At 58.1% G+C, this 24,113-nt stretch carries 23 protein-coding genes; 15 read left to right on the top strand and 8 right to left on the bottom strand.

Annotated features, from left to right (window positions below):
• Positions 1 to 202 precede the first annotated feature (202 nt).
• Both QS713_RS04780 and QS713_RS04775 read right to left on the bottom strand, forming a co-directional pair.
• Positions 203 to 1,270: a hemolysin family protein gene (locus QS713_RS04780; protein ID WP_313272886.1), complete on the bottom strand. Its 1,068-nt coding sequence runs from the start codon at positions 1,268 to 1,270 to the stop codon at positions 203 to 205.
• The gene (locus QS713_RS04775) at positions 1,267 to 2,577 is read right to left on the bottom strand and encodes a hemolysin family protein (RefSeq protein WP_313273766.1); all 1,311 of its coding nucleotides are present in this window, start codon (positions 2,575 to 2,577) and stop codon (positions 1,267 to 1,269) included. The genes QS713_RS04780 and QS713_RS04775 overlap by 4 nt, the downstream gene beginning before the upstream one ends.
• Before the next feature lie 316 nt (positions 2,578 to 2,893).
• On the opposite strand from QS713_RS04775, the gene QS713_RS04770 reads away from it, so the two are divergent.
• The 4 genes from QS713_RS04770 to QS713_RS04755 all read left to right on the top strand — a co-directional run bounded on the left by QS713_RS04770 (position 2,894) and on the right by QS713_RS04755 (position 8,890).
• Positions 2,894 to 6,529 carry a multifunctional oxoglutarate decarboxylase/oxoglutarate dehydrogenase thiamine pyrophosphate-binding subunit/dihydrolipoyllysine-residue succinyltransferase subunit gene (locus tag QS713_RS04770; RefSeq protein WP_313272884.1) on the top strand — a complete coding sequence of 1,212 codons (3,636 nt, stop codon included), beginning with the start codon at positions 2,894 to 2,896 and terminating at the stop codon, positions 6,527 to 6,529.
• A gap of 179 nt (positions 6,530 to 6,708) precedes the next feature.
• Complete coding sequence (locus QS713_RS04765) at positions 6,709 to 7,299, top strand: GDSL-type esterase/lipase family protein (protein ID WP_313272882.1); 591 nt, start codon at positions 6,709 to 6,711, stop codon at positions 7,297 to 7,299.
• 178 nt (positions 7,300 to 7,477) lie between these two features.
• Positions 7,478 to 8,515, top strand: coding sequence for a GTP 3',8-cyclase MoaA (gene moaA / locus QS713_RS04760; protein ID WP_313272880.1), 1,038 nt, complete (start codon positions 7,478 to 7,480; stop codon positions 8,513 to 8,515).
• Between the two features lie 126 nt (positions 8,516 to 8,641).
• A complete protein-coding gene (locus tag QS713_RS04755) occupies positions 8,642 to 8,890 on the top strand; it encodes a MoaD/ThiS family protein (RefSeq protein WP_313272878.1) in 249 nt (82 codons plus the stop codon).
• A gap of 163 nt (positions 8,891 to 9,053) precedes the next feature.
• Here the strand turns inward: QS713_RS04755 and QS713_RS04750 are convergent, their stop codons facing one another.
• Positions 9,054 to 9,479, bottom strand: coding sequence for a molybdenum cofactor biosynthesis protein MoaE (locus QS713_RS04750; protein ID WP_313272876.1), 426 nt, complete (start codon positions 9,477 to 9,479; stop codon positions 9,054 to 9,056).
• The gene (locus QS713_RS04745) at positions 9,476 to 9,832 is read right to left on the bottom strand and encodes a DUF6457 domain-containing protein (RefSeq protein WP_313272874.1); all 357 of its coding nucleotides are present in this window, start codon (positions 9,830 to 9,832) and stop codon (positions 9,476 to 9,478) included. The genes QS713_RS04750 and QS713_RS04745 overlap by 4 nt, the downstream gene beginning before the upstream one ends.
• Positions 9,833 to 10,180: 348 nt before the next feature.
• On the opposite strand from QS713_RS04745, the gene QS713_RS04740 reads away from it, so the two are divergent.
• The 7 genes from QS713_RS04740 to moaC all read left to right on the top strand — a co-directional run bounded on the left by QS713_RS04740 (position 10,181) and on the right by moaC (position 17,693).
• Positions 10,181 to 10,801, top strand: a complete 621-nt coding sequence (locus QS713_RS04740; RefSeq protein ID WP_199171054.1) for a DMSO/selenate family reductase complex B subunit — start codon at positions 10,181 to 10,183, stop codon at positions 10,799 to 10,801.
• A 2-nt stretch (positions 10,802 to 10,803) separates the two neighbouring features.
• Complete coding sequence (locus QS713_RS04735; protein ID WP_313272870.1) at positions 10,804 to 11,763, top strand: dimethyl sulfoxide reductase anchor subunit family protein; 960 nt, start codon at positions 10,804 to 10,806, stop codon at positions 11,761 to 11,763.
• Between the two features lie 60 nt (positions 11,764 to 11,823).
• Positions 11,824 to 14,259 carry a DMSO/selenate family reductase complex A subunit gene (locus QS713_RS04730; protein ID WP_313272867.1) on the top strand — a complete coding sequence of 812 codons (2,436 nt, stop codon included), beginning with the start codon at positions 11,824 to 11,826 and terminating at the stop codon, positions 14,257 to 14,259.
• Between the two features lie 354 nt (positions 14,260 to 14,613).
• Positions 14,614 to 15,537: a DmsC/YnfH family molybdoenzyme membrane anchor subunit gene (locus tag QS713_RS04725; protein WP_313272865.1), complete on the top strand. Its 924-nt coding sequence runs from the start codon at positions 14,614 to 14,616 to the stop codon at positions 15,535 to 15,537.
• A 43-nt stretch (positions 15,538 to 15,580) separates the two neighbouring features.
• Complete coding sequence (locus QS713_RS04720; RefSeq protein WP_313272863.1) at positions 15,581 to 16,240, top strand: TorD/DmsD family molecular chaperone; 660 nt, start codon at positions 15,581 to 15,583, stop codon at positions 16,238 to 16,240.
• A complete protein-coding gene (locus QS713_RS04715) occupies positions 16,237 to 17,208 on the top strand; it encodes a hypothetical protein (protein ID WP_313272861.1) in 972 nt (323 codons plus the stop codon). The genes QS713_RS04720 and QS713_RS04715 overlap by 4 nt, the downstream gene beginning before the upstream one ends.
• Positions 17,205 to 17,693 (top strand): cyclic pyranopterin monophosphate synthase MoaC, encoded by a 489-nt coding sequence (moaC, locus tag QS713_RS04710; RefSeq protein ID WP_313272859.1) that lies wholly within the window; start codon positions 17,205 to 17,207, stop codon positions 17,691 to 17,693. The genes QS713_RS04715 and moaC overlap by 4 nt, the downstream gene beginning before the upstream one ends.
• Before the next feature lie 148 nt (positions 17,694 to 17,841).
• On the opposite strand, the gene QS713_RS04705 is transcribed toward moaC, so the two are convergent.
• Positions 17,842 to 18,330 (bottom strand): MogA/MoaB family molybdenum cofactor biosynthesis protein, encoded by a 489-nt coding sequence (locus QS713_RS04705; protein ID WP_313272856.1) that lies wholly within the window; start codon positions 18,328 to 18,330, stop codon positions 17,842 to 17,844.
• 59 nt (positions 18,331 to 18,389) lie between these two features.
• Here QS713_RS04705 and QS713_RS04700 point away from each other — a divergent pair, with 59 nt between their 5' ends.
• The 4 genes from QS713_RS04700 to QS713_RS04685 all read left to right on the top strand — a co-directional run bounded on the left by QS713_RS04700 (position 18,390) and on the right by QS713_RS04685 (position 22,873).
• On the top strand, positions 18,390 to 19,622 hold the full coding sequence (locus QS713_RS04700) for a molybdopterin molybdotransferase MoeA (RefSeq protein WP_313272853.1): 1,233 nt from the start codon (positions 18,390 to 18,392) through the stop codon (positions 19,620 to 19,622).
• 136 nt (positions 19,623 to 19,758) lie between these two features.
• The gene (locus QS713_RS04695) at positions 19,759 to 20,142 is read left to right on the top strand and encodes a TOBE domain-containing protein (protein ID WP_313272851.1); all 384 of its coding nucleotides are present in this window, start codon (positions 19,759 to 19,761) and stop codon (positions 20,140 to 20,142) included.
• A gap of 13 nt (positions 20,143 to 20,155) precedes the next feature.
• Positions 20,156 to 20,968: a molybdate ABC transporter substrate-binding protein gene (gene modA, locus QS713_RS04690; RefSeq protein ID WP_313272848.1), complete on the top strand. Its 813-nt coding sequence runs from the start codon at positions 20,156 to 20,158 to the stop codon at positions 20,966 to 20,968.
• 12 nt (positions 20,969 to 20,980) lie between these two features.
• Positions 20,981 to 22,873 carry an ABC transporter permease gene (locus QS713_RS04685; protein WP_313272846.1) on the top strand — a complete coding sequence of 631 codons (1,893 nt, stop codon included), beginning with the start codon at positions 20,981 to 20,983 and terminating at the stop codon, positions 22,871 to 22,873.
• A 115-nt stretch (positions 22,874 to 22,988) separates the two neighbouring features.
• Here QS713_RS04685 and QS713_RS09165 read toward each other — a convergent pair whose 3' ends face one another.
• From QS713_RS09165 to QS713_RS04675, 3 genes are all read right to left on the bottom strand, one after another.
• A complete protein-coding gene (locus QS713_RS09165; RefSeq protein ID WP_376779569.1) occupies positions 22,989 to 23,063 on the bottom strand; it encodes a 50S ribosomal protein bL37 in 75 nt (24 codons plus the stop codon).
• Between the two features lie 129 nt (positions 23,064 to 23,192).
• The gene (locus QS713_RS04680) at positions 23,193 to 23,441 is read right to left on the bottom strand and encodes an anti-sigma factor family protein (protein ID WP_313272844.1); all 249 of its coding nucleotides are present in this window, start codon (positions 23,439 to 23,441) and stop codon (positions 23,193 to 23,195) included.
• Positions 23,434 to 24,030, bottom strand: coding sequence for a sigma-70 family RNA polymerase sigma factor (locus QS713_RS04675; RefSeq protein ID WP_102216043.1), 597 nt, complete (start codon positions 24,028 to 24,030; stop codon positions 23,434 to 23,436). The genes QS713_RS04680 and QS713_RS04675 overlap by 8 nt, the downstream gene beginning before the upstream one ends.
• Positions 24,031 to 24,113: the final 83 nt, after the last annotated feature.

The raw sequence follows: 24,113 nt of genomic DNA, 5'->3' as shown, positions 1-24,113 counted from the left end.
TCTATAACGAAATGATGAAGTTTTCTACAGTTCTCGCGTCCTGTGTAAAACCTCACCGGCTCAACGTAACCGACTTATTTTCGCGGGCTCAACCCGGCTCAACCCGGTTAAACCCGGTTTAATCTCGCCGCGCCGCTTCATTCCGCCAACTCATTTCGCTGCATCATCGCGCCGAATCACCCTGCTGCATCATCGCGCTGCCTCACCCAGCAGTCTCATCACCCGCGCTGGGCAGTTGCCAACGCTGGAGAGCGTCACGTACCTCACCGACCAGCTCCTCCAAAATATCCTCCAAAAAAATAACGCCTTTAACCACACCCGCCTGCGTAACTTCCGCTAAGTGCGTGCCAGAACGCTGCATTTCCCGCAGTGCTTCTTCCACTTCCATGTTCGAATCCAGGTTCACCAGATCCCGCACCCGCCAGGTGTCGACCGGGTCAAACCGCCGCCGCTCGTTGGCATACAACACGTCTTTCACGTGGATGTACCCCACCGGCACCCCATGCTCATCCACTATCGGGTACCGCGAGTACCCGGTTTTCGCCACTTCCCGTTCCACCATTTCGGGCGTCACCCCAACCGGAAGGGTCACCAAATCTGCAAGAGGCACCATGGTGGAACCAACCGTTTCGTTCGAAAACTTGAGGGTGCCAGAGAGCAACCCGGAGTCGTCATCAATCATGCCTTCTTGTTGGGAGCGTTCCACGATCGACGCCACTTCGTCCGCGGTGAATGCGGCAGACACTTCCGCTTTTGGTTCCAACCCGACGCGGCGCACGAACCAGTTCGCTAACTGATCCATTTTGGTCACCACGGGGCGCAGCAGTTTACCGAACGCCACCAGTGGTGGAGCCAGGAACAACAGGGCGCGCTGCGGCATCGCGACAGACACGTTTTTCGGCACCATTTCGCCAAATACAACGTGCAGATACAACACGATGAGCAGCGCACCTATGAAGCCCACCACGTGAGCGCTCGCGGCGGGCAGCCCCGCGTGCTTCAGAGGGGCTTCCACCAGGTGAGCAATCGCGGGTTCCGCCACCGCTCCGAGCGAAGTCGATGCCACCGTGATACCCAGCTGGCAGATCGCAAGCATGACGGACACGTGTTCAATTGCCCACAGCGCAGTTTGCGCACCCCGTCGTCCTTCTTGCGCCAACGGTTCTATCTGCGCGCGCCGCGACGAGGTTACTGCGAATTCCCCGGCCACAAAGAATGCGTTTAAAGCCAGGAGGATGACGGTCACTGCTAGTCCAACCGGGAGGCTCATGACTCCTCCTGGGGTTTCGTGATCTCAATTTGTTCGATTCGTCGTCCGTCCATCAGCACCACCCGAAGCTTTACCCCATCGGTTTCCACTTCGTCACCCACTTGCCCCACGCGTCCGAGTCGATCCATCACGAGGCCCGCGAGTGTTTCGAATGGACCGTCGTCACTGACTTGGATTTGGGTGCGTTCCAGCAGTTCGTCAGGGCGCAGCGTTCCGGGTACCCGCCAGGCTCCCGAGCGCATACGGCGGATGCCGTGGCGGCGTGAATCGTGTTCGTCCGCTACTTCCCCCACAATTTCTTCGACTACGTCCTCGAGGGTAACGATCCCCGCGGTGCCCCCGTATTCGTCTACGACCACTGCGATTTGCAGGCCTTCGCCGCGCAGTTGCACCAGCAGTGGTGCCAGGGGCAGCGTTTCGGGAACCTGCGGCGCTGGCGACATGAGGGATGAGGACAGCACGGACACTTCTGGCCGGCGTTCAAACGGCACCGCAACAGCACGCCGAAGCGAAACAAATCCGACAATGTCATCGGAGTCGTCACCGACCACGGGAAACCGCGAGTGCCCGGTGACGCGCGAGAGGTCAACTACAGTTTGTGCGGTGTCGGATTCACGCAGGTACTGCATACGCCCCCGGTCCGTCATCACATCTTCTGCGGATAATTCCCCGATTGACAGGGATTTGGCTAGCAGTGTGGCAGTACCTGTGTCGAGCGTGCCTTCGCTTGCGCTGTGACGCACTAATGCGGTTAGTTCGGATGCGGAGCGGGCCGAGGATAGTTCTTCCATCGGTTCTATTCCCACCCGGCGCAGCAGCGCGTTTGCCGTACCGTTCAGCACACGGATGAGGGGGTGGAAAACTCTAGTGAATAGTGTTTGGAACGGAGTTACGAACTCTGCGGCTTTCAGCGGAGCGGCTAACGACAGATTCTTGGGGACCAGCTCACCAAACAGCATTGAGAAAGCGTTCACGATAATTATCGCGACCACCGCCCCGATTCCGCCGGCCAATGCGACGGACAGTCCGATTGAATGCAGGCCACGCATCAGCAGGGCGGTCAGTGACACCTGGGTGGTGTACCCCAGCAGGATCGTGGTGAGGGTAATTCCCACTTGCGTACCCGAAAGCTGGGTGGAAAGAGATTTGATAGCAGTCGCAACTTTTGAGGCGGACCGGTCGCCATTCTTAGCGTGTTTTTCAACCGAAGCGGGGTCGAGCGCTACGTAAGAGAACTCGGCGGCCACGAACAGTGCGGTCCCGGCGGTCAACACTATCCCTAAGACCACCATGAGGATGTCAAAGATCACCGGCGCATCACCGGCGCGGTACTTCGATACTTATCGTTAGAATCCACACGTTAACCCTACCTAATTTTGAGCCTGGTCCCCTAGCTCCAACAGGTTTCGGCGCGGTGATCTAAGCAACCATAAAAGTTTTCCCCATAGGGACGTGTGTTCACTTAATGCTTGGATAAATTCACCTAAAACTATCTTCATGTCAAGATATTTTGTTGAGTTTTGTGCCTACACTAGAGGTATCAAGCTCCCAACAGTCATCTGCAGGCGTGCGCGCGTACGCGCCAGGCTTGTAGAGAACGGATAGTTAAAGGAACCTAACGGCATGAATGTTCAATCGTCCGGTCCGATCCAAGCAGCACCGCGTCCACCAGCCCCTCCGGCACCAGGCAAGGCCCCCGCGGAACCAAGCCGCGCAGAAGACGCTGCTGAACAGAAAAAGCACTATCCACACGCGGCAGACATGACGCGTTCAGATTTGCCGCCTGCCCCTCCAGCGAAATCAAAAGAACCCACTTCCCCGTACGTGCGCGCCCAACGCGCAGCCAGTGCGGCGGACGAGCTCGTGGATACGACGGTGGAGGACGGGATCGAACGTCTCAAAGGAGTGGGACGTGCGGTTGTGAAAAACATGGAAGCTTCCCTGGAGATCCCAACGGCTACGTCGGCCCGGCAAGTTCCCGCGAAACTACTCATCGAAAACCGGATGGTGATCAACTCGCACCTGCGGCGCACGCGCGGTGGCAAGATTTCATTTACGCACCTAATCGGTTACGCACTCGTGGAAGCGCTCGTGGAGATGCCTTCCATGAACCTGCGGTACACGTTCGACGAAAAAGGCCGGCCCGCTGTGGAACACTTTGCGCACGTCGGTTTCGGGCTCGCGATTGATCTGCCACGCAAAGATGGGTCGCGTTCCCTAATGGTGCCTGTCGTACACGACGCGGACACGCTCACTTTCTCGCAGTTCGTAGAAAAGTACGAGGACCTCGTGAAACGCGCTCGCGCCGGCAAACTCGGGCCGGACGACTTCGCGGGCGGAACAATCACCCTAACCAACCCCGGGACGCTTGGGACAACGCATTCTGTCCCCCGCCTCATGCAGGGACAAGGGGCAATTATTGGGGTTGGGGCCACGGACTACCCGGCGGAATGGGCAGGAGCGTCTCCGGACCGGTTGGCGCGCCTGGGGATCGGGAAAGTCATGACCATGACCTCCACGTACGATCACCGCGTTATCCAAGGTGCGGGATCGGGCGAATTCCTGCGGCTAGTAATGCGCAAACTCGCGGGCCAAGACCACTTCTACACACGCGTGTTCCGCTCCCTGAAGATCCCCTACCCGGCATACGCGTGGGCGCAAGACCACGAATACAATCCAGAGTTTGAAAAAGACAAACCGAGCCGCATCGTGGAACTGATCCACGCGTATCGCACGCGCGGACACTTGGCGGCAGACACGGACCCGCTCGAATACAAGGTGCGCCAGCACCCGGACCTAGAAATCACGAACTACGGGTTGAACGTGTGGGACCTAGACCGCTCTTTCCCCACCGGTGGGTTCGGGGGTCGCGAACACATGACGTTGCGCGAGATTCTGGAACAGTTGCGCGACACGTACACGCGCACCGCGGGCATTGAGTACATGCACATCCCCGACCCGAACCAGCGCGCGTGGATTCAAGAGCGGGTAGAGCACCCGTGGGAGCAGCCGTCGCGAGAAGCGCACAAGCACGTGCTCACCATGTTGAACCGGGCGGAAGCGTTCGAACAGTTCCTGCAAACCAAGTACGTGGGGCAAAAACGGTTCTCGCTAGAAGGTGGGGAGTCGTTAATTCCACTGCTCGACCGCGTACTCTACGTGGCGTCGCACGAGAACATTTCAGAAGTCACGATTGGGATGGCCCACCGGGGCCGCCTGAACGTTCTGGCCAATATTGCAGGTAAGTCTTACGCCCAGATCTTTTCTGAGTTTGAGGGCAACGTGGACCCGCGTACCGCGGAGGGCTCGGGGGACGTGAAGTACCACTTGGGCACCGAGGGCGTGTACTCGTCCGACGATGGTTTCGCCACGAAAGTGTACCTGGCGGCCAACCCCTCGCACTTGGAGGCAGCTGACGGCGTACTTGAAGGCGTCGCGCGCGCTAAGCAAGACCAGTTGGGCGAAGATGGCTTCCCGGTACTGCCGATTCTGATTCATGGGGATGCGGCGTTCGCCGGCCAGGGCGTGGTGTACGAGACCCTCAATATGAGTCAACTACCGGCCTACGCAACCGGGGGGACGCTGCATATTGTGGTGAACAACCAGATTGGGTTCACCACTGGCCCCGCCGCAGGCCGTTCAACCCAGTACTGCACGGACATGGCGAAAGGCCTGCAGATCCCCGTGTTCCACGTGAACGCGGACGATCCGATGATGGTGGTGCGGGTTGCGAAACTGGCATTCGAATACCGGCAGACGTTCAATAAGGACGTGATTATCGACCTGGTTTGCTACCGTCGCCGCGGCCACAATGAGGGCGATGACCCATCGATGACGCAGCCGGTGATGTACTCGCTGATCGACCGCACCCCCACCACGCGCGAACACTACTTGTCGAACCTCGTGGGGCGCGGTGACATTACCGAAGAGGAAGCGGCGAAAGCGCTGAAGCACTTCCACGATTCTTTGGATGAGATTTTGAAGGAAACGCGGGAGAACGATGGGATGCCGGTGGGGTCCAGTGAAGACACGCGCCACGGTTTGGAAATCCCCCAGTCCCAGCGCGAAGGCGAAGGCCAGATGATTGGGTGGGAGTCCGCGATCCCGCAAGAGATCGTGCACCGCATCGGGGATGCGCACGTGGCGGTACCAGAAGGGTTCCACCCGCACCCGAAACTGCGTAAGTTGCTAGAAAAGCGTCAGAAGATGAGTCGCGATGGGAAGATCGACTGGGGCTTCGGCGAGCTTTTGGCGTTCGGTTCCCTGCTCGTTGAGGGCACTCCCGTACGCATGTCCGGTGAGGATAGCCGCCGCGCCACATTCGTTCAGCGCCACGCAGTGCTGCACGACCACGAGGATGGGCGCGAGTGGACACCGCTGAATAACCTCACGGAAGATCAGGCCGCACTGCAGATCTACGATTCTTCCCTGTCGGAGTTCGCGCCGATGGCGTTCGAATACGGGTATTCCGTGGAGCGGCCCGATGCGCTCGTGCTGTGGGAAGCCCAGTTCGGTGACTTCGCTAACGGGGCACAAACAGTGGTGGACGAGTTCGTAGTGTCAGCGGAGCAGAAGTGGGGGCAACGTTCCTCCGTTGTGCTGCTACTGCCTCACGGTTATGAAGGGCAGGGGCCGGACCACTCGAGTGCGCGGATCGAACGCTACTTGACGATGGCTGGGGAGAACAACATGTGGGTGGTGCAGCCGTCAACGCCGGCAAACTACTTCCACCTGTTGCGCACCCAGGCTTACCGGCGTCCGCGTACCCCGTTGATTGCCTTCACGCCAAAACAGCTGCTGCGCCTATCTGCTGCCGCATCGAGCGTGGAAGACTTCACCCACGGCAGTTTCCAACCGGTGATCGACGAGGTCAATCCGCAGGTACGCGAAAACCCGTCCGCTGTTAAACGGGTGCTGCTGTGCTCGGGGCGGGTCTACTACGACCTGTTGAAAGAACGCGATAAACGCGAGGATAACTCCGTTGCGATTGTGCGTTTAGAGAAGTACTACCCGCTGCCGTGGGACGAGTTGGAGGCCGTGCTCGGGCAATACTCCAACGCGCAGCGCGTGTGGGTACAAGACGAACCGCAGAACCAGGGGGCGTACCCGTTCTTGGCGCTGAACCTGTTCAACCAGTGGGATGGCGGAGTTGAAGTAGTGGCCCGCCCGGCTGCGGCATCCCCCGCGGCTGGGACGATGGGGCTGCACAAACAGCAGCACGCTGTTCTGATCGAGCAGGCGTTCGGTTCCAAAGCCTAAGAATGCTTGGTTTGAACGCGTAACACCTTAAGTCCGGCTCACCCTATGGGCGGGCTCGGGTGCACTCAGTGCGAATGAGAGGGGTTTACACGCGAAAGACGGGTTTACACGCGGTGGTGATCGATTCACTGGTCACCACCGCGTATCCTTGAGTAGACACCGGGGAGAGGGAGGTATGCGTGAGCGAGTTACGCATCTGTGTTATAGGCGATGAACTGGTTGCCGGGTCGGGTGACCCCCGCAGTTTAGGGTGGTTGGGGCGCGCGGTGGCGCGCACACAAATGCCGGACCATTCATACGTGATGCCGCTAGCACGCCCTCAAGAATCAACTACGGAACTGGTGGAACGGTGGGAAGCCGAAGTGTACCCACGGTTCCGAAAGGGAGCGGATAACCGGCTCGTCATCGGGGTGGGAACTCACGATGTGGAAGCGGGCCTGTCGATTGCCCGAACCCGCCTTAACCTCGCGAATATTGTGGATGTGGCAGCTTCACGGGGGATCGCCACTTTGATTGTGGGTCCTCCCCCGCTGCGCACCTCTGACCGGGCGGCGCTGAAAGACGTGTCGAAAGCTTGTCAGGAGGTTTGTGAACGCCGCGGAATTCCTTTTGTCGACACGTACGGGCCCCTCGAGGCGCACGATCAGTGGCACGACGATTTGGCGATGAGCGTAACTGGTTTGCCGTCGCAGGCTGGGTACGGTTTGATCGCGTGGATTGTATTACACCGCGGCTGGTTTGAGTGGCTAGGGCTTACCCAAAGGTCTTAGACTCGACGTACACCAGTTTTGTTATAAATTTTCCGTAATAAATGCGGTGTGGATGATTCGCCGGCAGTGAGCACACTTCGTGTGAACGGTTCACAACCGAACCGCGTTGATGGTTCATAACTAGGCAGCGCCTACGGTGGACAACCCCAGTTACAGTGAAAGGATTTTCAGTAGCGCAGTGACCTCCCCACTTGTTCGTACCCGTGAGTTACGCGACCAGTTCGGCCGGGTCGCGCGCGATTTACGCGTGTCTTTGACGGACCGGTGCAATTTGCGCTGTACCTACTGCATGCCGCTTGAGGGGATGGAGTGGATGCCGCGCGAAGAAACCCTCACGGACGAGGAGGTTGTGCGGCTGATTCGCATTGGAGTGGAAATGCTGGGCATTGAGCAGATCCGCTTCACCGGTGGTGAGCCTTTGCTGCGCCGTTCTTTGGAGGACATTGCCCGCGCCTGCTCGCAGTTCAGCACACACTCTGGCGCAGCGCCGCGGATGGCGATTACTTCGAACGGTTTAGGCTTAGATAAGCGGGCGCAGGGTTTGTTCGACGCGGGGATTACGCGAGCGAATATTTCTTTAGATTCACTTGACCCGAAGCGGTACGCGCAGATTGCGCGGCGCGACCGATTTTACGATGCGTTAAAAGGAATCGAAGCGGCCCAGCGGGTGGGGATGAGCCCGATTAAGATCAACACGGTGGCGATGCGGGGCATAAACGAAAGTGAAGTGGCGGACCTGCTGGGGTTTTGCTTAGACCACGGGTACCACTTGCGGTTCATTGAACAAATGCCGTTAGGCCCCTCGCACGGATGGCATCGTGATCAGCTACTGACTGAAGCGGACCTGTTGAACTTACTGTCGGATCGCTTCGACTTGTCCCCCTCCCCCGCACCGCGCGGCAGTGCGCCGGCGGGCTTGTGGGATGTGGCGGCGAGCGAGCATCATCCAGCTGGGGACGTGGGGATTATTGCGTCGGTTACGGACCCGTTCTGCGCGGATTGTGATCGCACGCGGCTAACTGCCGATGGGCAGGTGCGCACGTGCTTGTTCGCGCGCGGGGAAACAGATTTGCGCGGGCCGTTGCGTTCGGGGGCTTCTGACGAGCAGATCGCCGATATTTGGATGGGCGCCACGTGGCATAAGCAGGCCGGGCACGGGATGGGCCGGCCGGACTTCCGCCCACCCGAACGCACCATGTCCAAAATTGGTGGATAGTTTCGCCTCGCGTCAAGCTCACCGGTTTTGTCGTTAGTTATTTGTTGGAACTGGAAGTAACTTGGTGGTCCGGATCGTTAGGTACACGGGGGTATGCCCCGGTTACGGTAGTGAAAGGCAGTGTAGATGACGGATTTACATATCCGGTATTTCGCGGCAGCGTCTGAGGCTGCGGGCACCTCGGAGCAGACGGTGCCCGTGCGGGAGGGCGAGCAGTTGGCGGCTGTGCTGCAGCGGGTTGGAAAAGACAACGCGGAACTTCAGCGCGTATTAAAGCTGTGTTCGTTCCTCAGTGACGGTAAGCGCGTGGATGGGCAAAGCACGGTAGATCCGACCTACCCATTGGACGTGCTCCCACCATTTGCTGGCGGCTAAGCAGACCCTCGCTGTTACCACACGTTTCCCCGGCATGAAGGGGGGGGCGCATGCTCCCCACAAGGGGGCCCGCACGCTCCCAACAAAGAGCTCCTACCGCGAGCGCATCCAGTTGTGCGCCAGACTCTATCGGGTTAAGCGGAGCCGATCCCCCTCTACCTGGTTAGGCGGAGCCGGTCCACTCGTGGGTGCCGTCTGGGAACTGCTGTTTTTTCCAAACGGGTAGGCGACGTTTAACCTCGTCAACCAGTAGGGCCACGGTGGAGAATGCTTGTGCGCGGTGTGATGCGGCAACGACCGCCACCATGGCCACGTCCCCGACCGTGAGGTGTCCGGTGCGGTGGACGCAAGAAATCGCGTGCGCCCCTTCGCGTCCTGCGATGTCGCCGAGTATTTCGCCGATCACCCGCGCGGCAGTGGGGTGGGCAGAATAGTCAATGTCCGTGACCGCCCGCCCATCGTCGTGGTTGCGCACCACACCCGTGAACGTGACGATTGCCCCCGCTTTGTCTTCCGTCACTTCTGCCGTAATAATCTGCGGGTCAATTGGCCGATCCCAGATTTCGGCGCGAACAATCCGTGCGGTCACCGCACGTCCTCACCCAGGTCGGCTTCTTTCCCCAGGGTCTGCAGGCGCAACGTCATTTCTCGGATTTGTTCAACTGCCTCAGGCGTGGACTGGGGATTTGTGGCCAGCCCCACGAGGAACGCGGTCAGGGGTGTTCCGGGGCGCGAAATGTTGTGCGCCGTGAACCCAGTGAGCCGCAACAAGTCTTTTTCTACGTCAGCGATGATCTGTGGGTCAAGGTCTAGCTCTTTGCTCGCCATCGTGAGCCATTTGCGCATTTGCGCCATTACCGCTGGGTCGTCTTTACGTTTGTGTTCACTATTAGTGTGGCCACTATTAGCGTGTTCATTATTAGCGTGTTCTTCAGTAGTCAACGAACTCTCCTCGGTTAGTTCATGTTTTAGATTTCTCGAAACCACCTTCATTGTCTCTCAAAATCTTTATTTTCAAAACACGCTTCACCCGCTCCAAATACGTGGCACTTATATGCGTTTATTTTAAGGGTGTTTGAACGCATTTGCACCCAATCATAATTCTTGATCGATCACACCTTTCCCCACTATACCGCAGCTTTACATATGGGACCAAAGTCTTTATGTAAGCATTCCGTCTGGTATTTACTTAATATCTTTGTGCTGATTTAAGCGTGAATATAAGCATTTGTTTTCTTAGTTTTCGAGCTTGCTAACCTGGCGGCGCATAGACAGATGGGAGGGGTTTTAATGGCGGATAAGAACTTGGGTTTTTATTTCAACCAGACGCTTTGCAATGGTTGTAAGGCTTGCCAAATTGCGTGCAAAGACAAGCATGACACACCTTTGGGGGTTAACTGGCGTCGCGTTGTTGAATATTCCGGAGGTACTTGGCAACGCAATGGCGATACCTACACTCCGAACGTGTTTTCTTACTACACGTCTATTTCTTGTAACCACTGTGAGAACCCCATTTGTGTGGAGGTGTGCCCCACCACTGCGATGCATAAGAACGCGGACGGGACGGTGACGGTGGACCCGGGTAAATGCGTGGGCTGCCGTTATTGCGAGTGGGCGTGCCCGTATTCTGCCCCGCAGTTTAATGCGGAGTTGGGGCACATGACGAAGTGTGATTTGTGCGCGGATTATCGTGCGCAGGGTGAGGACCCGGCGTGTGTGGCCGCATGTCCGGCGCGCGCGTTGGATTGGGGGCCGATTGACGAGTTGCGGGCAAAGTATGGCCATGAGGATGGGATTGCTCCTCTGCCAGATCCGTCGATTACAAACCCGCATTTGGTTATCACTCCGCATAGGGATGCGCAGCCGTGGAATGAACGCACGGGGGATATTGCGAACCGGAAGGAGATTTAACGGTGAATGTTTCGGAGTGGCCGGTAACGTTATTCACGGTTCTCACCCAGCTGTCGGTTGGGGCCTTTATCGCTTTGGGGTTCATTAATGTGATGGGCCGGAGGTATTCTTCTGCGAGAGTTATTGACCGGGTGTCGTATCCGGCGTTGTACGCGATTGGCCCGATCATGGTGTTGGCCCTGGTGGGTTCGATGTTTCATATGGGGAATCCGTTGAATTCGCTCAACGTGATCCGCCACGTGGGTTCGTCGTGGTTGTCGTTAGAGATCGTGTTCGGGGTGGGTTTTGCTGGCCTCGGGTTTGCGTTCGCGTTTGTGCAGTGGATGGGCTGGTTTAGCCCGCTGCTGCGTAATGTTTTGGCGTCCTTTACTGCTCTGTGGGGTTTGGCGTTCATTTTTGTAACCGCGAACGTGTATCTGTTGCCAACTGTGCCGGCGTGGAACCATTGGACGACGGTGGCGCAGTTCTTTTTGACCGCGTTCATCACGGGCCCGTTGGCGGTGGCGGTGGCGTTGGCTGCCTATCCGTGGATTCGCCGCAGCCACACGCTCAGCCGGTGGATGAGCCGCCGCCCAATGGAGTTTGATTCGGCATTGGAGGGGCGCGTGGATCGTTTGATCACTCGGTGCTTGCGTTGGGTGGGAGTCGCGGCGGTCACGTTGTTGCCGGTGGAGCTGGTAGTCATCTTGTTCAACTTTATGCGCGGCACTGGGGTTAACCCGCCTGAGCACGCTTTTCAGATGGGCTGGTTCGTAACTCGGATCGTGTTGATTGTAGTGGGCGCAGGTTTGATGGGTTTGTATCTCACGCGCCTACCAGATTCGCCTGCGGACGCGGGGGTTCGGTCTAGGTCGAACCGGCGCGTACTCACCTTGGTGGCTACGAGTTTCACGCTGGTGTTGGTCGCGGAGTTCATTGGCCGGTTCATATTCTACGGCGCGAATAACCGCATCGGTATTTAACAGACCAGATTGTGGTAACGGGATAGTTTTTGATTTTTAAATAATGAGGATGCGATAACTATGGTTGAGGCAAACACTAGTCGGCGTTCGTTTCTAAAGTGGTCTGCGGTTGCTACGGCGGCGGGCACCGTCCTGCCGGCGTGTACGGCGCACACGCCGACGCGTTCCGAGGGGTCAAAAGAAGGCCTGCCTGCTCCGACGGCGGACCGGACGGTGTGGTCGGCCTGCCTGGTGAACTGTGGTTCCCGCTGCCCATTGCGGATGCAGGTGAAGGACGGGACTATCGTGCAGGTGCTGCCTGACAACACGGGTGATGACGGTTTGTTTACCCGTCAGATTCGCGCGTGCGTGCGGGGTCGTTCGATGCGCCAACGCATTTACAGTCCGGATCGCATTAAGACCCCGTTGATTCGCGTTGAGGGGACAAAACGCGGTGCGGGTAAGTGGCGGAAAGCATCGTGGGATGAAGCGCTTGACCTGGTGGTAGAAAAGCTGCGGTATACGTATGACAAGTATGGACCTGAGGCGGTTTATCGTAACTACGGTTCTGGCGTGTGGAACGCGCACGTGGCTAACTCCGGTGGGTGGAACCGTTTGTTCAACCTGTTGGGTGGCCGCTTGACGTACTACGGAAACTATTCTTACGCGCAGATAGCGACGATCACTCGGTACTTTTACGGTAGTGAAGACGAGCAGGTGTCGAACTCGTTTGAGGATGCGGCGTTGCACTCTGATTTGTTGGTGCTGTGGGGAAATAACCCTCAGGAAACCCGGATGTCCGGAGGTGGGCTCGTGTACACGTCCCTGTGGGCAAAGATTAAGGGGAAGTGCAAGATTATTGTGGTGGACCCGCGGTATTCGGACTCGGCCGCGGTTTTGGCGGACGAGTGGGTGGCGCCGCGCCCGGGTACGGATTCGGCGTTGATCGCCGGGATGATCCACGTGATGCTGCAAGAGAATCTGCAGGACCAGGCGTTCTTGGACAAGTACTGCATCGGATTCGATGAGGATCACATGCCTGAAGGCGCACCGAAGCACGCGTCTTACCGTTCTTATATTGAGGGCAAGGGCCCTGATGGCGTGGAGAAAACACCGGAGTGGGCCGCGCGCATAACCGGGGTGCCGGCAGACCAGATTCGCGCGTTTGCCCGGCAGGTTGCAAACGCGAAAGCCTGCAACATTTCGCAAGGGTGGGGTCCGCAGCGGCACGCGAATGGGGAACATCAAGCGTTGGCGATCTATCTGCTGGCGTGCGTAACCGGTAACGTGGGTATCCCCGGTGGGGGCACGGGTGGTCGCGAGGGCTACTACTGGCCTATAACGGAATGGTTTGACGACGGGGAGAACCCGGTCAAAACCTCCATTTCCTGTTTCGGTTGGACCGACGCGATCGATCACGGCCCTGAGATGACCGCAACTAAAGATGGAGTGCGGGGTGCGGACCGCCTCAAGACGGGAATCAAATTCCTGCTGAACTACGGTTCGAACATGCCTGGTTCGCAGCACGCGGACATTAATCGCACCCGTAAGATCCTGCAGGACGAGTCGAAATGCGAGTTCATCCTGGCGGTCGATAACCAGATGACGCGCACTACGGAACTGGCGGACGTGGTGCTGCCCGACACGACGCAGTCAGAACGGTGGGATTTGATCCCCAGTGAATACACGGGAGACATGGCCTACCTGATTTTGACGCAGAAGGTAATTGAGCCGCTTTACGAATCTCGCCCTGCGTTCGAGATTGTTCGCGAAATTGCCAAACGCATGGGGTTGGAACAGGAGTTCAGTGAGGGCCGGGATCTGGAGGCGACGGTGCGCAGAATGCATGCAAAAACCGTGGCTGAACACCCGCAGTTCCCGGATTTCGACCAGATGCTGAAGCAGGGGGTATACCGGTATTCGAATCCGGAGGGCACCACGGTTGCGTTGAAAGAGTTCCGGGAGGATCCGGAGGCTAACCCGCTCGATACGCCGTCGGGGAAGATCGAGATTTACTCCCAGCAGCTGGCGGATATGGCGAAAACGTGGGAGTTCCCGAACCCGCTGCGCGGTGACCAGATCTTGCCTATTCCCGCGTACCAAGCAACGTGGGAAGGTGCGGAAGAAGCGAAGACGAATAGGGAGTACCCACTGCAGTGCATTGGGCACCACTATAAGCAGCGCACGCACTCCACGTACGGTAATTTGTCGTGGCTCAATGAGGCTCACCCGCAGTCGGTGTGGATAAATACGCTCGACGCGCAAGACCGCGGCATCAAAGATGGGAGCGAGGTACTGATCTACAATCCGCGTGGCAAAGTTCAGATCCCAGCGAAGGTGACGGCGCGTATCGCCCCGGGCGTGATTTCGCTGCCGCAGGGGGCGTGGACAAAGTTCGATGAGCACGGTGTGGATCACGGTGGGGCGGTTAACGTACTCACCAGTCAGCACCCCACGCCGATTTCAAAAGGCAACGGTCAACACACCACCCTCGTGCAAGTAAAGAAGGCGCGGTGACCGCGGTTGCGGCTCTCAAATACGCTGGCTGCTTCTGTTGCTCTCAAATGCGGTAACCGCAATTGCGGCTCGCAAACGCGCTTTGGAACTTAACTGCGCCGGGAGTATTTGCCCATCTCACCACGCTGATTTGGGGGCGCGGGATCTTGAGGAATACACCTGGCTGAGCGGATAGAATAGAAACGTATGGGGTATTCAGGCGCATACTGCCCATCGGGAAGAGCGCGTACCTCGGGTTCGCACTACACCGGGCTACGTCGGGTGGGTTTTCGTCCCGCACGAGGTTAGCGCAAGCGGGCTCGCATTACGCCGGATTATTTCGAGCGGGTTCGCGCCACAGGGAAAGGAAAGAAAATGGATTTGGCTGTGTGGTCAGCTGCCTTATTTACAGTGCTGGCACAATTGTCAGTGGGCGCATTCATTGTGCTGGGGGTTTTTAACGTAATCGGACACTTGCGGTACCCGAACCGGGTGAAAAACCGCCTAGCAGACCCCGCGTTGTACGCAATCGGACCCACAATTTTCGTGGCCATGCTCGCCGCTCTCCCCCACGTGCTACGGCCCCTCCCGCGTTTCAACCAAGCGATCTTCACCCCTGAAACGATTCTGGGCACAATCTTTGGGATCCTCGGTTTCCTATTCGCAATCGCCCAGTGGAAACGCATAAGCGCCGCCCGGGTGCGGTGGTTGTTCGCATTCGTCGTCGCCGCAGTTGGAATCGTGTTCGTAGCTGTCATGGCGCACACCTACGTGGCACAGAACAACCCGATGTGGCCGGGCTTCACCACGCCCGTACAGTTCTTCCTCACCGCCATAATTTCCGGCATGCTCGCAGTTTCTTTCGCGTTCGCCCTGTACCCTTGGCTGCGGGAAAACCAAACTTACCGCCGCTTCATTGAAAAAGATCCAGATGGCACTTCCGCTCTTCTTGACGCTGAGGTAAATCGGTTGCTGTCCTCCTCCATCCGCGTCATCGGTTTCATCAGCATCGGACTCATCGTTGTTGAACTGGTAATGCTCATATTCAACGCACTACTCGGCACGTACCCGCGGTCCATGCCGATCCCCATGCTGATCATTACCGCGGTCCTACTGCTCGCCGGGATTGGTTTTGACACGGCCGCGATCACATCAGTGCCTAAACTCGGTTCGTCCGTACTCAAACCCACTGCCCGCACCCTGCGTTCCCTCCTCTACGTCGGCGCTACTCTAGCGCTCGTGTGGACCGCCCTTTTCATCGACCGCCTCTACTACTTCTACGCGGGGATCGGGCAGTAACGAAACCTGCATTCGCGGGCCCCTACCAGTTAGTTAGGAACCTATGGGAACTCACCTGCAGAACTCATCTGTGACACCGGTGGAACTCGCTGAACGCCTCAGCACCGCCGGTGAAGTAATCGCGCACCTCTACCTGGCGCCACCATCCGGGGTACTGGTGTCTAGCCTCATGGACCCGCAGATGCTCGACGTGTGGCCCCTCGAAGACCCCACGTCTCAAGCCGGTATCGCCCTTTTGCGCACAGGCTCAGATTCCCTCAAGCAACTACAACAAGACCACCTGTACCTATATATCGGTGTTGGCCCCGCATTAGCACAGCCGTATGAATCGCCCTACCTGTCGGAAGAAGCGATCGTATTCGACACCGCAACACTGCAGGTGCGTACCGCCTACGAGAAATACGGGTTCCAAGCCCCGCATCTAGGCACGGATCCGGACGACCACATCGGGTTAGAAATCGCGTTCCTAACGGCCCTGGCAGGCAAGTACGCCGCGGGTGAAGGCTCGCAGCAATCGTTGGTTCGCGATGCGCAAGCGTTTTTTGACCAGCATCTAATGGCATTCGCCCCCAAGGTTATTGCAGCTTCACGCGAGCATGCTCAAACCCAGATTTACCGCGCGCTTGCAGATCTGACGGAAGGGTTTATTGAGCAGTACCAGCATTGGCTCACGCAAGTATCCACGCAGGAGCCAGAGAAATGACCTTCGAGCGCCTGTACCGGTGGATCCAAGACACGCAGCCACACGTAGTCCTCACCTGCGCGCACGTGAACCCGCGCTTACCTCGGCGGGTGGCCCCACTGCAAGCCCAATGCGTTGAACAAACTCCCCCGGGGTTCGCGTTCGAACTACTCGCCGTGGGGGCAGCCAGCGTGCAGGTCGACGCCACTTGCTCGCACGCATCCGCGCGGCTGCAACAATGGCAGGCACTCCACCCAAACTTGGTTACCGAATGGACGGGCAAACCAGCGCGCCTAAGGGCAAGCAAACCCGTTGATATAGCGAATCCACCGGTATCACGGCGCGCGGTTTTAGGTCTTACCAGTGAAGACCTCCCCGTAGACGCCGTGGCCAACGACGCCACCAGATTGATTCAAGCAGTCCGCTACCTCGCACAGCGCTACGACTTCGAACCAGACCCTCAAGTTCTAGATACTCTGTGCCCGCCCCAAGCGACGCTATTGAGCTGTTCGGGTTGCAATGCGTGTCAGACCTGCACCAAAACCTACGCGTGCCTGCATATGCACACCGCGGGGAAACACTGGCGCCTCGAACACAAGTTAGATGAATGCAATGGGCACAGCGAAAACCCGTTCTGCCCAATCGACGTGCTACAAGCGGACCGTCCCGCTCAGTGGGCACAACAACTAAGCGAGCCGGTGCAAACACTCGAATCCATGGTGGTGCACAAATGCGCTAAATGCCAAGTACCATTTGCCACGGCCGTTCCCGCCGAGGATTCCGCGTTAGCAACAGAAGAACCAGCTGAGGCAGCAAACCCGGAAGCAGCCGAGCTCGCAACCACAGAAACAGTTGACCCGGCAACCGCGGAACTAGGCGAGCAATTGTCGAAACAGGAGTCCGCACAAATGCTGTGCGCCACCTGTCAAATGAAAGAAAGTAATCCGTTCGAAATGGTACTACCCCCAGGATTTGTGAGGAGAAAATGAAGTTCACACATTTAACATCCGCCGGTGACGCTCACATGGTGGATGTCACCGCTAAGCAACCCACCGTCCGTGAAGCCACAGCCCGAGGGCAGGTCACCTGCTCCCCCACGGTGATGACCGCGCTGCGCGACGGCACCGTCCCCAAAGGAGATGTGCTGGCAGTAGCCCGCGTGGCAGGCATCGCCGCGGCGAAACGCGTTCCAGAGCTACTCCCCCTCGCCCACACCATCGGCGTGCACGGCGCCAGCGTGGACCTCACCATTGAATCCGACCACGTGGCGATCGAAGCCACCGTGCGCACCGCCGACCGCACCGGAGTGGAAATGGAAGCACTCACCGCCGTCAGTGTCGCTGCCCTCGCGATAGTCGACATGGTCAAAGGGGTAGATCGGTCCGCGCGCATAGAAAACTGCCGGATCGTAGCCAAATCCGGTGGCCGCTCGGGCCAGTGGGTACGCGAAGGTGAATCCTGGCCCAACGCCTAAATGCACTCAAGGGAACACGGCACCTTCACAGGTGACGTTGCGTCCCAAGCGAGCCCACACAAACGCACGCGAGCATCCGCACAAGCAGACGCCCCCTAAGCCTGGGCAAATACGGCACCTCCCATCCGCCCCCTTTCTCGGGCAGTAGTTACGCGTGGTCTAGGCCGTCCAACTGGTCTAGCACGTGCCGGGCAATCGGGGCGATCACGCGCACACCATCGCGCACACCCCCGGTTGAACCCGGTAAGCTCACAATAAACGCTTGCCCGCCGCCGCGTTTCGTCACCCCCGCTACCCCCCGGGTTAGCAGGGAAAAAGGCGTTTTCGAAGCCCCGTTCAGAGCGATCTGCATACTCACCGCCGGCATCGGTAACTCAATGAGAGGCTCCAGTGCCTCAACCGTCCAATCACGCGCCCCAACCCCAGTGCCACCGGTGGTGATCACAATCCGAGCCCCCGCCTCAAGCGCATCAATAACGGCCTCCCGCACCGACTCAACCCCATCGGGCACAACCGCAACATCCGCGCAGTCATAACCGGCCGCTTCCATTAGCTCGCGTGCCAGCGGCCCCGACCGGTCCGCGTACTCGCCCCGGTGAGCGCGATCAGAAACAGTAATTACCTGCACTAACGCCATCTGCTTTCCCCCATCTTTTCCACATAGAATACTAGCGTGTCAGATTTTTTGGAGGCTCGATGATTCCCGTTGAAGACTACCTAGCGAAAATCCTAGAGGGAGTAAGCCCACTCCCAACCGTTCAAACTCCGCTCCTGGACGCGCTGGGAACGGTGGTGGCTAAGGACCTCGAGGCACAGTTGGCGGTGCCGCCGTTCACGAACTCCGCGATGGACGGTTTCGCAGTTCGCTTCAAAGATGTGCGGGGCACCAACCCAGATCACCCCACACAACTACCCGTTCAAGAGGATCTGGCTGCTGGTGTGGGCGGAGAACACGCCCTCAAACCCGGGAATGCGGCGCGGATCATGACGGGCGCTCCTCTGCCCGCAGGGGCGGACACCGTGGTGAAAGTTGAAGACACGAATATCGCCCCGGGGCCAACCGACCTGCCAGGCACCGTCACGTTCTACCAGGTGGGTAACGAAGGTGCGAACGTGCGCGCCAAAGGTGAAGACGTGAACGTGGGGGACATGGTGATCCACGCGGGTGAGGAAGTAACGCCCGCACTGATTTCCGCTGCCGCATCCGTAGGATACAACGAACTGCCCGTGCATGCCCGGCCCCGCGTCGCCGTAATCTCTACCGGGGAGGAGCTGGTTGCCCCAGGCCGGGAACTCAGCGGCGGGCAGATTCCCGATTCGAACTCCCTGCTGATAGCGGCCCTAGCGCAAACCTGGGGGGCGGAGGTTGTGTTCCGCGGTCGTAGTGGAGACAGTCCAGAGGCACTCGCCCAGGTTTACGACCAGGCAGCCGAGCAGGCAGACCTCATAATCACCTCCGGTGGGGTCTCTGCCGGCGCGTTCGACGTGGTCAAAGCCCTCGGGGTGGAACACGGTTTTGAGTTCACAAAAGTGTGTATGCAACCGGGTAAACCTCAAGGACACGGCCATTGGGAAACCGGGGGCAGACGCGTGAAAGCAATCAACCTACCAGGAAACCCCGTGAGCGTATTCGTTTCCTTCACCCTGTTCGTCCGCCCCGTGCTCGCCGCGATGGCGGGGCGGAGTGAACAGCTAGCCACCACCCACGCGATTGCGGCCACCGGCTGGAAGTCGGCAAGAAACCGGCGCCAATACGCGCCCGTGGTAGCCCGGCAGACAGATCGGGGTCTGGAAATTACTCCAACTCACGTGCTCGCAGGCAAGTCCCATATGGTCGCTACTCTGCCGCGCGCCACTGGTTTAGCTTTGATTCCTGCGGAAACCTCTTTCGTAGATGAGGGAAGCTCGGTAGCCTACATTCAGCTGTGAGATTTGGTGTTGACGCCCGCTAAATGGCAGAACCTCAAGCGGACGATCCATCAAATACGTCACTAAGCACGAGCATTAAGACGCATTTGCGTCCATTGTAGTTTAAATTACTCGCAAAAACAGATAGGATGAAAACATGGAACACTTGTCCGTACGCGATACCGCAAACATTTTGGGCGTGTCAGACGACACGGTCCGACGTCTGGTCGACGACAAGACAATTACCGGTGAGCGGGTTGGGTCACGCATCCAAATTGAGGGACCTTCAGTAGTTGGATACATGCAGGACCGGGCGCAGGACATGCAGGAATACCGCGAGCATTCCTCGCTGCGCAACAACCTGCGGGGCCTGATTACGAAAATCACGTCCGACAAGGTTATGACACAGGTTGAGATGATGTGCGGTCCGTTCCGGATCGTTTCCCTCATCTCCACTGAGGCCGCTACCGAGCTCGGCTTAGAAGTGGGCACCATTGCCGTGGCAAACATGAAAGCCACGAACGTATCAATCTCACGTTAAAAGGATATTAACTATGTCTCGTTTGAAAACTATTGTCGGAGGCGTCCTCGCGTCCGCACTGCTGCTGGTTGGCTGTTCGCCCTCCGGCTCTTCGGACGCACCATCCACGTCCAGTGAGTCACCAAAAGCGGAGGCTTCCGCGGAACTCACCGTGTTTGCTGCCGCCTCATTGAATAAGACCTTCGAAGAAATCAACAAGGAGGTTTTCGAACGCGACAACCCTGGTTCCACCGCTAAGTTCTCGTTCGAGGGCTCCTCCACACTGGTTGATCAGCTGAAGCAGGGGGCGCCGGCGGACGTGTTCGCTTCCGCTGATCAACGCAACATGAAGAAGGCAACGGACGCAGACTTGGTGGAAGAACCGAAAGATTTCACCGATAACAAGCTCGTCCTGATTGTCCCCAAGGGTAACCCGGCGAAAGTTACGGGGCTGAATGATTCACTCGATAACGCGAAAGTAGTTATTTGTGCGCCTGAGGTCCCCTGCGGGAACCTCACGAAGAATATTACTGAGCAGGCGGGTGTAACCATTAAACCCGCTTCCGAGGAACAGAAGGTAACGGACGTTCGCGGCAAGATTGAACAGGGTGAGGGCGACGCGGGTCTGGTGTACCAAACCGACGCGATGGCCGCTGGTGACAAAGTAGAAACCATCCCGTTCGGTGAGGACGTGGACAGCAAGATTGAAAACAAGAACATCTACCCGATCGCAATTGTGAAGGATTCGAAGAACAAGGATCTCGCGCAGAAGTTCATCGACGCGGTACTTTCTGAAGACGGCCAGAAGATCATGGCTAAGTACGGTTTCACTACCGCAAATAAATAGCTTCTGATATCGATGGTATCGAAGCAAGCAACTGGGACTACCGTTCGTAAACCACGGGCGGTAGTCCCCCGCTTTTTCCTGGTCCCCACCCTGCTGGCGCTGATTTTTGTAATCAGCCCGTTCGCGGGGATGTTTGGGCAGATCTCGTGGGGTTCGATCGGTAAGGTACTAACCACGCAGCAGGCGCAAGACGCACTGTTCCTATCACTGCGCACCTGCATCACGTCTACGATAATCGCAACCATACTGGGGGTTCCCACCGCGCATTTCATGGCGTTCATAGGTAAGCGTGGGAAGGCAGGAGCGATTGTCTCTAGAGTGATGAACGCACTAGTGACGCTGCCGATGGTGCTTCCCCCCGTGGTGGCGGGTCTGGCTCTGCTAGTCACCTTTGGGCGCCGCGGACTGCTGGGGGCCACGCTAGACGCTTGGGGCATCACCATCGGATTTACTTCCATCGCCGTGGTGATGGCGCAAACATTCGTGGCGATGCCGTTCCTGATTGTGTCTTATGAGGGCGCGCTGCGCACGCGCGGTACCTCACTGGAACGCGCAGCCACCAACTTGGGGGCCCGCCCGTGGCGTGTCTACCGCACGATCACGCTGCCGCTAACCCTGCCCGCACTGGCGTCCGGGATCGCGTTGACGTTCGCGCGTGCCCTCGGGGAGTTCGGTGCCACCCTCACGTTCGCGGGATCCCTGCAGGGCGTGACCCGTACGCTTCCACTGGAGATCTACGTGCAGCGCGAGTTGGACACGCAATCAGCACTGACGCTGTCGCTGATCCTCTTGATCATCGCGGTGGTCGTCATCGCCCTCACTTCATTACTCACCGCTCGGCGCGCACTTTCGAGCGCGCGGACCCCTCGGGAAAAAACGGACACCACATCTGAAATCCGCGCGATGGCAGGGTTGGCGCGCACGCGGCGGAATCGGCCTCAAGAAGCGGAAGGCGCGGCAGCGGTTCTTGACCATGCGCGCGTGAACGTTCGCAGCGTCGACTTGACGGCGAATCTGGCACGCGGCCAGCTCACGGCAGTTGTGGGCCCAAACGGGGCTGGTAAATCCACGTTGTTACAGATGCTTTCGGGGGCGCTTACTCCCGATGAGGGGCGTGTCAGTTGGCTGCTTGGCGACGGGGCTCCGCAGCTCGCGTGGTTGGAGCAGCGGGCGTTACTGTTCCCGCATATGAGTGTGCTTGAGAACGTTACCTACGGGCTTACCACCCACGGCGTGCCGGCGAAGACTGCGCATAAACGCGCCCTCGAAGAGCTGCGGGCCGTGGGGTGTGCACATCTGGCGCAGCGGCATCCCGACCAGCTGTCGGGTGGGCAAGCGCAGCGCGTTGCGATCGCCCGGGCGCTCGCGTTGGATCCGGATGTGGTCTTACTTGACGAACCGCTTGCAGCCGTGGACTTCTCTACCGCGTGGAACCTGCGGTTGGTGCTCGCCAACCGGATCGCTGCTTCCAATGTGACCGCCATTTTGGTTACCCACGACCTGGATGACGTGGCATCGCTGGCAGATGATTTGATTGTCATTGAATCCGGCAAAGTGGTGGAAGCCGGGCCGGCGCAGCAACTGCTAGCGCACCCGCAGTCGGACTTCCTCGTGGCGCTCACCGGTGCGAACCGGTTGGACGTGAATGGACGCTCGGTAGTTGCTGCCCCGCAAGCGCTCGCACTGAAGACGGAACAGGTAGAGCCCGCTAACTCTAACCAGGTTTGTGCTGAGGTACTGGAGTCCATCCCCACTGGGCGCGGCTGGCTAATCATCGTAGAAACCAGTGCGGGTGACTTCGTGGCGGTGGCACAAACTGGAGAGCATGCCCAGTTGCAGCCTGGCACGCGCGTGGTGGTGGACGCAGCGGCAGGTGCTGGCGGACCGGTTCAAGAAAACAGGTGACGCAGCGCATTGCGTCCGGGTTTGGCTCCAAAGTAGAAATGAATACTTAGTGGTAAGCGCAGGTACACGAAGAGGGGGCTGGAACAACCAGCCCCCTCTTTTCCCACGCTAGTAACTAGCTGTTGGGACGCTTGCCGTGGTTCGCGGCGCCCTTACGACGGGCGCGACGCTTGCGACCGCGCTTACTCATAATTATCTCCTCGGATCATGTGCCACACAGGTGTGCGGCGGTTACGTAACCCGTACATTTTCGCATAAGAAAAGCTAAATCCCAAAAGAATGTGAGCCTATCCACCGCCGCCACTCACCAACGGAACCTCTACCGCGCCTGCAGGTGCGTCGTACGCAGCCGCATAATCACTTTCGCCCGCAGTTGAACGGGAGCTGAGTACTGGTTGCATTCACGCACCCGCTGTCGCAACCGAAGTTCGCGGCGGATAATCGCGCGGCAGTGCGGACAGTTCAGGACGTGCTGTTCAATTTCTGCGCGCCGAACTTCATCCAGGACCTCATCGGTAAAAGCATCGAGGCAGTCGATCAGGTCCGCGCAGCAACAAGGCTTATGCATCGACATTCTCCTTACTCACAATATTGTTCTCTACCGCGTACTGGGCCAGCGCCTCGCGAAGTAACGCCCGGCCGCGGTGTATCCGCGACATTACCGTCCCCATTGGACTATCCATGATCTGCGATATTTCTTTGTACGAAAACCCGTCAATATCACTTAAGATCACGGCCTCCCGGTAGTTTTCCGGCAGTTCCTCCAGAGCCTGTCTTACCTGATCGTCAGGCAGAAAGTCCAACGCTTCCTCTTCGGCCGACAGCAGTCCGACGGCATGGTGGTTAGCGGCTTCGTAAAGCTGCCAGTCCTCCACGGTCTCCCCGTCTGTTTGCTGCGGACGCCGCTGTTTCTTGCGGTAGTTATTTATGAACGTGTTTTTCAGTATGCGGTACATCCACGCCCGCAGGTTCGTCCCCGGTTTGAAGGTGTGGAATGAGGAGAATGCGCGCACGTACGTGTCTTGCACTAGGTCTTGCGCATCTTGAGGATTGCGGGTTAGGCGCATGGCAGACCCGTAGAGTTGGTCAAGTAGAGGCAGTGCCTCCGCCTCGAACCTTTCGCGCAGTTCATTTTCTTTATCCATCACCTTGAGCATACGTGGCTTCACTATTAGGTTCTAACTATTAGGACGGCGAAATTATTTCAACTCCCCGCCTTTTAGCCCTGCGCGTAAAGTAT

This window comes from Gleimia hominis (assembly GCF_032085515.1).
Lineage (GTDB): Bacteria > Actinomycetota > Actinomycetes > Actinomycetales > Actinomycetaceae > Gleimia > Gleimia hominis.
The sequence above is the reverse complement of the archived record's forward strand: the minus strand, read 5'-3'. Positions and strand labels throughout refer to the sequence as shown.